The organism is Psychrobacter sp. WY6 (genome assembly GCF_018448495.1).
In the GTDB taxonomy this organism is placed as follows: Bacteria; Pseudomonadota; Gammaproteobacteria; order Pseudomonadales; family Moraxellaceae; genus Psychrobacter.
On the sequence record NZ_CP049902.1, the window covers coordinates 1638228 to 1651493 of the forward strand.

The 13266-nt window shown below is 43.7% G+C and carries 9 protein-coding genes and 2 tRNA genes; 7 read left to right on the top strand and 4 right to left on the bottom strand.

Features of this window, described 5'->3' with window-relative positions:
* The first annotated feature begins 277 nt into the window (after window positions 1-277).
* The gene (gene modB, locus G7Y90_RS08240; RefSeq protein ID WP_250163882.1) at window positions 278-979 is read left to right on the top strand and encodes a molybdate ABC transporter permease subunit; all 702 of its coding nucleotides are present in this window, start codon (window positions 278-280) and stop codon (window positions 977-979) included.
* Window positions 980-1025: 46 nt separating this feature from the next.
* Here modB and G7Y90_RS08245 read toward each other — a convergent pair whose 3' ends face one another.
* From G7Y90_RS08245 to G7Y90_RS08260, 4 genes are all read right to left on the bottom strand, one after another.
* The gene (locus G7Y90_RS08245; protein WP_250163883.1) at window positions 1026-2030 is read right to left on the bottom strand and encodes a D-cysteine desulfhydrase family protein; all 1005 of its coding nucleotides are present in this window, start codon (window positions 2028-2030) and stop codon (window positions 1026-1028) included.
* 317 nt (window positions 2031-2347) lie between these two features.
* A complete protein-coding gene (locus G7Y90_RS08250; RefSeq protein WP_250163884.1) occupies window positions 2348-3151 on the bottom strand; it encodes a DUF5020 family protein in 804 nt (267 codons plus the stop codon).
* 603 nt (window positions 3152-3754) lie between these two features.
* Window positions 3755-3831, bottom strand: a tRNA-Asp gene (locus G7Y90_RS08255).
* Between the two features lie 65 nt (window positions 3832-3896).
* Window positions 3897-3972, bottom strand: a tRNA-Val gene (locus tag G7Y90_RS08260).
* A 404-nt stretch (window positions 3973-4376) separates the two neighbouring features.
* On the opposite strand from G7Y90_RS08260, the gene G7Y90_RS08265 reads away from it, so the two are divergent.
* The 6 genes from G7Y90_RS08265 (at window position 4377) to G7Y90_RS08290 (ending at window position 13249) form a co-directional block, all read left to right on the top strand.
* Window positions 4377-5906 carry a cardiolipin synthase gene (locus G7Y90_RS08265; RefSeq protein WP_250163885.1) on the top strand — a complete coding sequence of 510 codons (1530 nt, stop codon included), beginning with the start codon at window positions 4377-4379 and terminating at the stop codon, window positions 5904-5906.
* 104 nt (window positions 5907-6010) lie between these two features.
* Complete coding sequence (locus G7Y90_RS08270; protein WP_250163886.1) at window positions 6011-7468, top strand: tetratricopeptide repeat protein; 1458 nt, start codon at window positions 6011-6013, stop codon at window positions 7466-7468.
* A gap of 176 nt (window positions 7469-7644) precedes the next feature.
* Window positions 7645-9231, top strand: coding sequence for a 3-deoxy-D-manno-octulosonic acid transferase (locus G7Y90_RS08275; RefSeq protein ID WP_250163887.1), 1587 nt, complete (start codon window positions 7645-7647; stop codon window positions 9229-9231).
* A complete protein-coding gene (locus G7Y90_RS08280; RefSeq protein ID WP_250163888.1) occupies window positions 9228-9953 on the top strand; it encodes a 16S rRNA (uracil(1498)-N(3))-methyltransferase in 726 nt (241 codons plus the stop codon). Before G7Y90_RS08275 ends, G7Y90_RS08280 begins: the two co-directional genes overlap by 4 nt.
* A gap of 291 nt (window positions 9954-10244) precedes the next feature.
* The gene (locus tag G7Y90_RS08285; protein WP_201559890.1) at window positions 10245-11369 is read left to right on the top strand and encodes an extracellular solute-binding protein; all 1125 of its coding nucleotides are present in this window, start codon (window positions 10245-10247) and stop codon (window positions 11367-11369) included.
* A gap of 173 nt (window positions 11370-11542) precedes the next feature.
* Window positions 11543-13249, top strand: coding sequence for an ABC transporter permease (locus tag G7Y90_RS08290; RefSeq protein ID WP_201559889.1), 1707 nt, complete (start codon window positions 11543-11545; stop codon window positions 13247-13249).
* The last annotated feature ends 17 nt before the right edge of the window (window positions 13250-13266 follow it).

The following is a 13266-nucleotide window of genomic DNA, read 5'->3' on the forward strand; positions in this document are numbered from 1 at the left end:
TGAATAAAATAAAAAAGCACCTTATTAAGGTGCTTTTTTATTTTACGCTATGATTATTTTGCAACAGACCATAATCTTGTCAGATTTTAATAAATAATATGGACACAAGCAGACTGATACTGTGACTGATAAACGCTACACTGTTTGTTTATCAATGTGCTTTACTTATCAACGCGCTATTTATAAGAGCTGGCATTATATTTGTCTGTTCAATATTTTAATATTAGATACAATAGATCCTTTATCCTCATAACGAAGGGCAACGAGCAGTGACATTATGATAGACCAGTCTCTTATGTCCGATATGCTTAGTCCGTTTTGGGTAAGTATTAAGCTTGCTGGTGTCACTACCATTTGTTTATTACTGTTCGCAACGCCTGTGGCTTATTGGCTCGCTAAGCCCAGTCGTAGGCAAGTTGTGGCACGTCTTAAAGTCTTGCTTATGGGCATCATTGCCATGCCATTGGTTTTGCCGCCTACCGTCATTGGCTTTTATCTTTTATTACTGTTAAGCCCTAGTGTCGGTATTGGTAAATGGCTTAGCGAACATAATATCAGCCCCTTGATATTTACCTTTGAAGGTCTTGTCATTGGTTCGATTATTTACTCTTTGCCTTTTTATATTCAGCCTGTCTACGCCCAATTTTTACGTATTCCACAAAGCGTGATGGAAGTGGCACATTTATTGGAGCCAAGCCGTTTCAAACGGTTTCTCAGAGTCGCTCTGCCACAAGCGCGTGTCGGTATTGTACTCGGCAGCTTAATAAGTTTTGCCCATACTATTGGTGAGTTTGGCGTGGTTTTGATGATAGGGGGTAGTATATCCGATGAGACTAAAGTGGTCTCGATTGCGATATACGAGCAAGTAGAGGCACTAAATTACGAGGCAGCGCACATGATGTCTGGGATTCTCATCATTATGGGAGTGGTTATGGTGGCGCTGATTGCTAGTGTAAGCCGGCTGAATCAACGCTCATAAGATTGCAGTTAATACCTATAGCTTGAGTTAATGCGTTAAAATTTATTTATCCATTTTTTTTCATCATATCTAAGTCACTTGAGTAGGCAAATAAAGCTGGTGCACCGCCCGTATGCCAAAATAAGACACGATCGGTTTTCTTGATTTTGCCAGACCGAATCATATCTATGAGTCCGCCCATCGCACGACCCGTATAGACAGGATCTAAAAGTATGCCTTCTGTTTGGGCCGTCATAGCAATGGCTTCATTTTCTAATGTACCAACCACGCCATAACCTTCGCCCACATAATCAGAGTTGAGTGTTAAATCGCTTTCTGTAAACTGATGATCGGCACCGATAAGGGAGGCCGTGCTATTGGCAAGCGCGACGGTATACTGATCAAAAGGCACTTTGTCTGTTTCGCCTTTATCGATATTGATACCTACGATTTGGGCGGGCGAGTTAAGTATTTTTTTTCCAAGCATCAAACCGGCTTGTGTTGCCCCAGAGCTAGAAGCAAAAACGATATGAGTAAATGATAGGTTCATGCTTTCGCGTTGCGATTCTAACTCTTTAAAAGCTTCTACAAACGCTAAAGCACCCAGCTCATTGGAGCCGCCATAGGGTATGACATATGGTTTTTTGCCTTGTTTTGTTAACTGCTCAACGATTTTAGGAATGTCTTCTCCTTTGCGATTGGCGCCTGCCCAGTGAATATGCGATCCAAAAATTTTGTCTAATAAAAGATTGCCACTTATTTGTTCGGGTTCTTCTCCACCCAATACTAAATGGCATTCAAGTCCCAAGCTTGCCGCTGCGGCAGCAGTTTGGCGACAATGGTTTGATTGTGCGGCACCTGCCGTAATCACGCAATCAGCACCTTGAGCAAGGGCATCACCCATGATAAATTCAAGCTTACGGGTTTTATTGCCACCCAATGCCAGTCCCGTGTTGTCATCTCGTTTCATAAAAATAGTAGGGCCATCAAGCGCTTTACTCAATCTGCTGAGTTCTATCAATGGAGTGGGGAAGAAGCCCAATGATTGTCTGAGTATGTGGTTATATTCCATATTTTGTCCCTTTTATAATAAAAAATGCTGAATAAGTTTGAAACATAGCCATTGATAAAGTCAGTTAAAGATGATTGTTTAGCGGCTATAAATAGCCAGTAGTTATACGTCGTAACAGCCTTATAAAACGTATGAATGCGTATCCAGCTTGAGAATCAGTGGAATCCTAAGGGTTAATTTATCAAATATAAAATGAAAATCCTCATGCAAGCTGTCAATTTTGCATGAGGACTATTCATTTTATTAACAAACTGTTTATTTTATTAAGAAAGAGTTAAGAGCTGTTTTAGAACTATTCGTCAAACCAGTTAGACTGGTTAAAAATGAAACTTCACTAGAGCGCTAGGCACGTTTTGAGTCGTATCACTGCCATACTTATTTTTCCAATAGCTATATTCCATACCGACCTCTAAGCGATTATCAATGCCTAATAGTGGTTGTAAGTTATACTTTATTTGCGGATTGATATGTAGTTGGTTTTTTAAGTCGTCGTTGTTAAAAGAGTAGTCTACATAACCATCGACCACAACGTTATTTTTCTCCCAACCGTAAGTTAAGGTGATTTGCTGGTCATCATCAGTATTATCATTGAAGACATGATATAGGGAAGCAGAGGCGTACTTCATACCTGAAATAGGCACATTCAAATCTGCCCCTAGTCCTATCATATAGTTGTCTTGGCTAAAGCCTTTGCTGTTCGAGCCAAACTCATATTGCCCCGCTAGATTGAGCTGTTTGATAAAGCTATCATCGAAAGTTGTGAGCTTAAGCTTGGGCGCAAACTCACCATACGTTTCTTTAAATCTATTGTTTTCAATATCATTTGCGCCTTGATGGCGATCGACGAAGAAAAATACGCCGCCCCAACTGTGGGTAGATGCGTGCTCCAGAGTGATGGTCGTCAATTCTCCGTCTTCTACCAGCTCATAGTCATTGCCATACAGTACAGAAAGACTGGTATCGGTGAAAAGCACCTTTGCATGGCTGCTGCTCATCGTACCTAAGGCAACGATCGCGGCTAAAGCGGTGGTTAATGAGCTACTAAAAAACAGTTTTTTCTGAATATTGGTTTTACATAATTGGCTAGCCAGTGGCAGGTTTGCAAATAAGTGATAACGCACAGTAATATTCCTTTATATAGAGTGGGTCATCCTAGCAGGCTGGGTATATGACAGAAGCGCGTTTTAACTTCCTGTCAAAACGGGTCAATGCTGCTAAAGACGAAGCGCGGTCAATTTTTGATAGTAATCTAAAATAATGAAGATAAATACTATCAATATAAGTATTGTCAAAAGTATAAAAAATGCTCTGTTGGCTATATTATCCGCAATAATTCTTAACACTTTGAAACAGTTAAGCATGTTTTATAATGAGTGACAACCATAAGCTGGCTAAGAAAAACGGTCTATCAAGCCTTCTAAGTATTTGATATTACCTAAGTTTATGATTTTATTAAATTAACTGACTAAATGGTCAGCTTTATTATTTTTGTAAACAAGGAGATATGTTGAATTAGTTGGTAGGCTCAACCACTAGCAATAATTATTACGATTCAGAGTAGTGAAAAGCGCTGGTAGGGTATTTTGAAACAAATGATATGAGAGGAAAGTGAATAGAGGTATGGCAGAATTAATAGACACAAAAAAACCTCAAACAATCTAATGTTTGAGGCGAAACTTGCTTAAACTTTACAGTTTAAATTCGTTTTAGCTTTTTACTAAATATGGCGCAGCGGACGGGACTCGAACCCGCGACCCCCGGCGTGACAGGCCGGTATTCTAACCAACTGAACTACCGCTGCTTAGGTCGTACTTAGTTTATTTAACCACTTAGCCTACTACTTGAGAGTAACGCTATACTAAATAGTGGTGGGTGATGACGGATTCGAACCGCCGACATTCTGCGTGTAAGGCAGACGCTCTACCAACTGAGCTAATCACCCTTCGAACAATTGCTAAGCAATTTATTCAACATCAACTGAGCTCTAAGTTTGTCACTAAGCTCTGCTGCTGTGGGTGTGTATTATATAGATTTACACATGGCTGTCAAACAGTTTTTTAACTATTTTGAAAAATAATTGAAAATACTGTCTGAAAGCTATTATTAATAGTAGTCTGAGGCACGTGTTTACTAAGGTTGCTGCTTAAAAACTTATTATGGTTAGTCATTGTTTGATGGTCAAAAACTACTATACTATTGAGGGTGTTTTACGACTCATGCTTTATTTTATGTTGATTGTTGGAGGCGGGCATAGAAAATTCCACTATTGAACAAACTTTTACGACCTGGTCTTGGGGAGACTTTGCAGGCTTGGGTCTGGTATTGCATATTGTTCTCATGATAGTAATGACGCTACGTGTTGTGTCGGTACAGCGCAATATCGGTGTATCTATTGCTTGGATTGCTGTGCTCTATACCTTGCCTCTTTTTGGTTTCATCGCTTATATACTATTGGGTGAGCCGATGATAGGGCGGCGCTATCGTCAACGGGTAGACCAAGCAAGCTTATTGATGGATGATATGGCACGGCGTGAGAATTTGGTTTTTGATCAGGGACAAGAGCTGCTGCCAGCCAACTACCGCGGTGTCAGTCAAATAGGCACGCGTTGGACGGGGCTGGGCGTGCTTCCTAATCACAATATGCAGCTATTGACAGATCCTCATACTATTTTTCAGAGATTAATCGAAGATATCAATGCCGCTCAGAGTATTATCTTGATGGAGTTTTATATTGTTTATCCTAAAGGACAAGTACTAGAGGTGATAGAGGCACTGTCAGCGGCAGCGCAGCGTGGTATTGAGTGTCATATATTGGCCGATAGCGTGGGCAGCTTTAGTTTCTTTAATAGTAGCGCCCATCGTACATTAGAAAAAGCAGGTGTTTTTGTCCATCAGTCACTACCAGTGGGTTTATTTAAAACGCTATTTAAGCGCTCTGACTTGCGCAATCATCGTAAAATTGTGGTGATTGATGAGCACATTGGCTATATCGGTAGCTTTAACTTGGTCGATCCAAGATTTTTTAAACAAAATAAAAACGTTGGACAGTGGATCGATGTGGCGATACGCACGACCAGTCAACACTCTATTAGTATTACGACCGCCATGGCGATCGTGGTGGCCACGGATATTGGTGCGGAAAACAACGATAATTTAGACGCGCTCAATCAGCGAGTGAATGGCTATACTCGTAAACTATATGTGATGAACCCAACCATTAATGATTTAAACAGTAGGGTAAAGGTATTGGCTGGTGAGGTGGACTATCATGAGCAGCCAAATATTGGCTCGACATCGATTGTGATACCGAAGATGCCGATGGTAGAAGGGGTGCTGGCGCAGCTGATACCCTCCGCACCGCAAGTGACGGCCCATGTGATTTACAATACATTGGTGACCGTTATTCATCGCGCCAATAAACGCATTCGCATTACCACACCGTATTTTGTACCTGACGAGGCGCTCTCAGGAGCATTAACGATCGCTGCCAAACGCGGAGTTGAGGTGACGCTGATTGTCCCTGAAAAGGTGGATTCGTTTCTTGTACAGCATGCGTCACAAGCCTACTATCAAGAGCTGCTCGAGGCAGGCGTGACGATTGCCTTGTTTAAGGGTGGTTTGTTGCATACCAAAACAGTGGTTATCGATGATGATTATTGTTTATTTGGTACTGTAAACATCGATATGCGCAGTTTTTATCTAAATATGGAAGTGAGCTTGGCCATTTATACACCAGAGATGGTCGCTCAAGTGGCTGATTGTCAAGAAGTCTACTTACAAAGTTGCCGTTTTTTGAGTTTAGAGCAGTGGCAACAGCGCCATGGTGCAGAGCGTTTGTTTGATAATGTGGTACGCTTATTTAGTCCTTTATTGTAGCATTTTCGATTTTAGGGTAAGGTAAACGACTGATGTCAGTTTAGTCCCATGATGACCTTATTTTTATTACTATTAATTTATCCCGATAAAGGATGCGCTTGTCTATGTATGCATCGTCTGCATCACCTCTAACGCCCTTTGATTATATTGCAGCAGGCTATTGGCAAGACTTTCTAGCGGATCGTCCTATCGCTGGTGGCATTGCTTACGAAAGCGAGCTTCGTGATTGTATATTAGATGAGTCATTGGCCAGCTTACAGCGAGTCGATACGCTGCTGTCGCACATACGCCGTGAGATGGTTAAAACTGGTCGATGGCATGAAGAGACATTATTGCTCGATGAACGCTATCGTAACTTTATGGTATTTTTGGCGTTTTATGCAGGGCGAGTATTGGCACAGCAATGGCAAAATACGCCGCATTGGTATGGACAGTTTGAGCTACATAAGCGCTATCCTGAACTGGCTCTTACAACCGATGATTTTTATCAACATCTGGCGGTTGTCTATTGTCAGTCGGCTGATGCTAATAGCGTTACGTCATTGTTTTTTGCAATAGAGCCGATAGGGATGCGTCTATTTGGTCATATTGATCGGCCGTTTAAGGCGGTACAAGGCGGTCAAGTGGCTAGTGGTCTGTATCAAGCGGTTAGCGCAAGGTTGCCACATGCGCACGACAATCACGTTGCTAATTCGATCACACCAGCCATTAATATCAGCACACCAAATACAAGCGCTAGTGTAGAGCGCATTAAAACGGTTGATAGTCAGGAACCGTTAGAAAAAGAAGGGTTGAGTCATACGCCACATGATGTGCCAGAATCTCAGAACCTGTCTCAGCAAGAGAACCAAACTAAGCCTGTGCTGTCTAAATCAGAAACAGTGCAACCTCATACGACCTCAGAAAATACGGTATTAGAGCAGCCACTACCATCGTCAGTGTCTTCTCCTCAAGAATTGCCAACGCCCGCGATTTTTACGCAACTACTCGTAGAGCTGGATAACATAGAGGTCATTCAAACGGCTGGCAATAGTGAATATCAGCAAGCCCATAAAGTGCTAGAGCAGTTAGAACAGCATATTGCCAAGCAAAGTCAGCCGCGCACGCAAATGCGCTTTTCAGAGAGTCATTTGACGACAAAAAAGCAAGCGTTATTAACACTACAAGAGGCGGCGCATGCGGGTAATAGCGCTGCCATGCTACATTTGGCAATGTATGAGTTACTTGGTGAAGGATTAGCGGTTGATAAGGGTGCTGCTACAGCGTCAGGTGCTGAGTGGGTTAAGCAGGCAGCCAGCAAAAATGACAGTCGTGCGCAGCGCCTACTAAGCAAGATGTATTACCAAGGGGTTGGCGTGGCGCAAGATATAGATACTGGCAAGTATTGGCTAGAGCAAGCAGCGGAGAATGGACACGCGGAAGCGGCGAGCGTAGTAGGGCAATGGCAACAGGCGCAAGCGCTGATAACGACACAAAAACAAGAGCAACATAGCATGAAGCGCTATCAGCTGCTATTCGCCGCCATACTCGTAGTGGCAATATTGATCCTAATTATTGTCTAAAATATTTTATGGCAACACGCTGTAAAGCGTATTGTTAATCGCTAAATTCAGGTAGAATTGGCGCATTTTTTACCGTCACCTTACTATAGTCGATTTAATTTAAAGAGGTGAATGCCGTCACTCTTTTATAGTGAATTGACTATATTATTTAAGCCATTACTAATCTGGGCAACTTTATGCCATCTTCTCCTATATCCTCTGATTGTGCTTTAGAAGCGACTGACCCAGTATCGTTGCCCAGCCGCACTGTTTATACTGCGCCTTTGTATTATCAGTGCGCCATTGGCTTACTTAAGCCGCTATATCGACTCCAAGTTTGGCAACGCTCACACAACCGCGACAACTATCAACAAGAAGTGGCGCAGCGTTTTGGCAAACAATATCCGCCGCGGCCAGTGGCTAAAGTGACTAATGCGCAAACTGATAAAGGCGTTATTTGGTGTCATGCGGTGTCATTGGGCGAGACCAATACCGTCGCGCCATTATTAGATACATTATTGGCTGATGGCTATCAAATATGGCTAACCAATACCACGCAGACAGGTTTTGCTCGCGGTGCTAGCCGTTTCGCCGATGATATTGCTCAAGGTCGGATGAGCCATAGCTACGTACCTGTCGACAGCCCAACTGTGATTGAGGCTTTTTTGGCGCATGTCAAGCCCATCGCTGCTCTGTTTGTAGAAACGGAACTGTGGGCAAATATCCTAACCAAATTATCCGAACACCGTATTCCCAGTATCTTGGTCAACGGTCGGCTGTCAGCGTCTTCTTTTAAAAGTTATCAAAAAATTGCTGCGGTCAGTGCCAGCATGATGAAAAATCTGACTTTGATTATCGCCCAAGACAGCGACTCAGCGAAACGCTTTCGACAATTGGGTGCGAATAGCGCGCAAATTCGTGTCGCAGGTTCACTCAAATGGGTGATTAATACGCCTCAAATTGAAGATAAAGCGGCTGATATAGAAAACAACTATACAGAAAATTCTAGCGTACCAAACCAATATTCTGAATCGGCCAAAGAGTCCACATTAGCAAAAGAGATGAATATCGCTGGTCGACCGATTTGGGTTGCCGCAAGTACCCATAGTGGCGAAGAAGAGACGGCATTATCATTGCATCAACAGCTATTGTCTCATCCCGCGCTCGCTGATGCGCTGCTTATCATTGTACCTAGACATCCTGAACGTTTTGATGAAGTAGCAGCGCTCATTCAAGCGTCTGACTTAACAATGGCACGGCGTAGTGCAGAAGATAGCATTCATGTAGACACACAAGTCTATCTGGCTGATAGCATGGGTGAGCTAATGACGTGGTATAAGTTGGCAGATGTGGCACTGGTCGGCGGCTCGTTAGTAGATGTCGGTGGACATAATCCCATTGAGCCAGCGAGTGTGGCAACGCCTGTACTCATGGGACGCTATACGCAGTCTTGTCAAAGCGTGGTGGATAAATTGGCGGAGGTCGGCGCGTTATATCAGCCAAACAATGTTTTCTATCGTCCCGTTACTGTTAGTGCGGCTACTACTAATGATGATACGAATCAACAATCCTCTCGTAAGAAGCCTGCCGCTAAAGAGGAGGTAGCGCTCATTTATCAGCAGCTAGTGTCTTGGCTCAGTGATCTTGAGGTAGCGGCACAAGCAGGGCAAGCTGGCGCGCGAATGACGAGACAACAGCAAGCCGTACTGACCCGCCAATTTACCATGATTAAAGAGGTTGTCGAGCAGCATGCTATTCAACAACCAAGCCAAGAGCTGCTATGAATTGTCTATTATTACCCATTGAAAACTTCTCTTCGGATGCGGCATATATTGATGAATTATCACAAATAAATCACGTCAATAAAGTACTAACAGCAAAAGTTGGTGATACGCTGAAAATCGGTCAAATGGGCGGTCATTTGGGCACTGCTGTGATTGAGAGCATCCGCTCTGATGCTATTGAGTTGCGTGATATTCAGCTCACCACTTCGCCGCCACCAAAGCTAGATTTGACCGTTGTGTTGGCACTACCGCGTCCTAAAGTGCTACGACGCTTAATTATGGATATGACCGCGCTTGGGGTGCGCGATATTATCCTAATCAACAGCTATCGCACGCAAAAAAGCTATTGGCAAAGTCCGATGCTTGAGCGCCTTGATGAGTTTGTATTAGAAGGGCTGCAACAAGGGGTTGATACCATCGCGCCTCGTATCACTTTACAAAAACGCTTCAAGCCATTCGTGGAAGATGAGCTGGCAGGTTTGGTAACCAATCGAGCCATCGTGGCGCACCCGTATAGTGAGCTATCCTTTACACAGTATCTACAACAGCCGCCATCGTTAGGATTACCAAGTCTGGTTTGTATCGGTAGCGAGGGCGGCTGGATTGATTATGAAATAGCACTGCTTGCCACTCAAGGTTGCGCGGCAGTCACTATAGGCTCGCGTATCCTGCGTACAGAAGCCGCCGTCAATGTGATTTTAGGTCAATGGTTGCTGTCGTGAATCAGCAGATCATTGAAAGATAATTAAGACATGCCATCACTTAGGAAATCTATACATTACTCCATGAAGATCTATAAATTTATCACTTAGAAAGTGACAGTTGAGCCAAATTATCGGTGCATTTCTGAGTTAAACAAATGTATTGATAATTAATCTCATTTCTATTAGTATGTTGTTTCAGAGATTATCGCGTGATTGAACCTTATTGTTAGAGGTCTTTAGCGCCGTCTTATCTTATTGTCATCTCGTCTATTTATCTCACCTTTTCGTAGCATCATTATGGGGAAAACCATGTCATTGAATGCCATTAGCGCTAACCTAACTTCTACTAAGCTTATCTTGCCTGTTGCCGTATTTGGCATGATGTTGGGACTGGCTGGTTGTAGCAATTCATCTACAACAGAAGAGAGCGTGGAGGCGGAGACATCAGCGGCGGCTACTGAGCAACCAGCTGCTAATGATGGTGCTACGAGTGAAGGTGGTCAAACGATTACTATTTATTCTTCGCGAAATGAGCAGCTGATCAAGCCATTGCTAGACCGTTATACCGAACAGACAGGTGTGAAGATTGAGCTGGTCACAGATAGTACAGGTCCGCTCATGGCGCGTTTGCAAGCTGAAGGTCAGAACACGCCAGCCGATATGCTGCTCACGGTTGATGCGGGTAACTTATGGCAAGCGGCTCAGCAAGGCTTGTTACAACCAGTATCCTCTACTGTGTTAGAGACCAACGTTCCTGCCAAATATCGTGATCCAAAAGGTCAGTGGACAGGGCTATCATTGCGTGCTCGTACGATCTTTTATGACCCAAGTAAAGTCAGTGCCGACCAATTGTCTACTTATGCAGATTTAGCCGATCCAAAATGGAAAGGCAAGTTATGCCTACGTACCTCTAAAAAGGTCTATAACCAGTCGCTTGTGGCCAGTATGATGGAGCATTTAGGCGAAGAGAAAACCGAAGAAATCGTCCGTGGTTGGGTCGCTAACTTAGCTACTGACGTGTTCAGTGATGATACCAGTATGCTAGAAGCCATCGCTGCTGGTCAGTGTGAAGTGGGCATTGCCAACAGTTACTACTACGGTCGTCTGCTCGATGAAAAACCTAACTTCCCTGTGAAAATATTTTGGGCAAACCAAGGCACGACTGGTACACACGTAAATATTTCAGGTGCTGGTGTGGTCGCAGGTTCAGACAATCCAGATGGGACGCTTAAACTGATAGAGTGGTTGTCTTCTGATGAGGCGCAAGGTCTTTATGCCAGCTCAGACAAAGAATTCCCAGTAAAAGTAGGGGTTGATGAGTCAGAAATGCTCAGATCATGGGGTGAATTCAAAAAAGACGATATCAATGTGCAAAAGTTTGGTGAGCTACAAACCCAAGCCATTCAGTTGATGGACAAAGCAGGTTATAAATAAGGTATTGACAGTCATACCCTTCTCAAAAATGACAATGCCTATCAAGCACGAGTATCAAGCTTGATAGGCTAAATGATAGTGTTTATGTTCAAAGCAGACAGTGTTTTTAGCCGTATTTTTGAGTTTGGTATAATGTTATAAGGTCTTTATGCGTATGACACGGTAATAATGATATGATCAAAACGCCAGACGCGTCTGTACGTCAAAACGATACAGTCAATGATAGTGCTAATGCCAACAATATGGATAATCATAATATTGATGGCAAGCAGACTGTCAGCCAAGACCACGCCGTCCGTAAACGTATTATCTCAAAATCAGTCTTAGGACTGATTTCGTCGTTTATGCTTTTGCCAATTTTGATTGTGTTGCTATCTTGGACGCAGCCAATTGCTGATATCTGGACGCACATGGCAGATTATGTGCTGCCGCAAGTGCTTAAAAATACCGCGATTTTATTGCTGATGGTAACGGTCGTGTCTGGCACTATTGGCACAGCGCTTGCTTGGGTAACCAGTATGTACCGCTTCCCTGGACAGCGGTTTTTTTCGTGGGCGCTGATGTTACCGCTGGCGATACCTGCCTATGTATTGGCGTTTGTCACCATTGGTATTGTTGATTTTAGTGGACCATTACAAACAGGTTTGCGCGACCTAGGCTTTGATACAGCGATTCCTTCGATCCGTAATGTTTGGGGAGCAGGTTTGGTATTGTCCCTAGCATTTTATCCCTACGTCTATTTGCTGGCGCGTCAAGCGTTCTTATCGCAAGGCAGGCGCGCGATTGAAGCAGGACAAATGCTGGGCTTAAGCCGTAGCCGCGTGTTTTTTCGGTTGGCATTACCACAAGCCTTGCCGTGGATTATTGGCGGACTATTGCTTGCCAGTATGGAAACCTTGGCAGACTTTGGTGCCGTGTCAGTCTTTAATGTTGATACCTTTACCACGGCTATTTACAAAGCATGGTTTGGCTTCTTTAGTTTGACCACTGCGGCACAATTGGCAGCTTTGCTCATCGGTGTGATCTTTATTGTGGTATTGTTTGAGCAGTATTGGCAAACCAAGCGCGGCAATAATGTGACTCAAGGTAGTAGTCAGCGTTTTGATGCCAGCACGCCCGCGAAATTGGGTATGACATTGCTGTGTACCTTGGTGTTTGCTGGCGCTTTTTTAATCCCATTTTTGCAGCTTATCTACTGGACGGCATTGAATTTTCGCCAAGATTTCGATGCGCGCTATATTGATTTTGTGACCAACAGCCTCATGATTGCTAGCATGACCACGATTTTTATTGCCTTTTTGGCGATTATTATTGCGTGGATTAAGCGGCAGTATCCTGATAAATTGACCAAGCTCATGACTACTTTGGCAAATTTGGGTTATGTGGTGCCGGGTACAGTATTGGCAGTGGGCATCTTTATCCCAATTGCTTGGCTAGACAACCAAATGATTGCCTTTGGGATTACCACGCAGCAAGTATTATCAGGCAGTGTGATAGTGATGCTATTGGCATTATCAACGCGTTTTATGACGGTGAGTTTTCAGCCAGTTGATCGACAGCTACAGCGACTAACGGTCAATCAAGAAGCGGCTGCCAAATTACTGAGTGACAGTCCTTACCAGCGCTGGCGGCAAGTGATGTTGCCTGTCATTAGTCCAGGAATATTGACAGGACTATTGATGGGGTTTGTTGAAGTCATGAAAGAGATGCCGATTACGTTAATGACGCGTCGCCAAGGCTGGGATACGCTGGCGGTGCGGGTGTTTGAGATGACCAGCGAAGGCATGTGGGGACGAGCTGCGTTGCCAAGTTTATTGATTGTGCTGGTTGGGCTGCTGCCTGTTTGGATATTATTGCGTCAAAGCGATAAGCAAGGTTAAGGTGTTTTTAGAGTGAA

Bases quoted from the DNA above. Each gene is read 5' to 3' on its own strand.
- modB (WP_250163882.1), top strand. From the start codon at position 278: ATGATAGACCAGTCTCTTATGTCCGATATGCTTAGTCCGTTTTGGGTA.
- G7Y90_RS08245 (WP_250163883.1), bottom strand. From the start codon at position 2,030: ATGGAATATAACCACATACTCAGACAATCATTGGGCTTCTTCCCCACT.
- G7Y90_RS08265 (WP_250163885.1), top strand. From the start codon at position 4,377: ATGACGCTACGTGTTGTGTCGGTACAGCGCAATATCGGTGTATCTATT.
- G7Y90_RS08270 (WP_250163886.1), top strand. From the start codon at position 6,011: ATGTATGCATCGTCTGCATCACCTCTAACGCCCTTTGATTATATTGCA.
- G7Y90_RS08275 (WP_250163887.1), top strand. From the start codon at position 7,645: ATGCCATCTTCTCCTATATCCTCTGATTGTGCTTTAGAAGCGACTGAC.
- G7Y90_RS08280 (WP_250163888.1), top strand. From the start codon at position 9,228: ATGAATTGTCTATTATTACCCATTGAAAACTTCTCTTCGGATGCGGCA.
- G7Y90_RS08285 (WP_201559890.1), top strand. From the start codon at position 10,245: ATGTCATTGAATGCCATTAGCGCTAACCTAACTTCTACTAAGCTTATC.
- G7Y90_RS08290 (WP_201559889.1), top strand. From the start codon at position 11,543: ATGATCAAAACGCCAGACGCGTCTGTACGTCAAAACGATACAGTCAAT.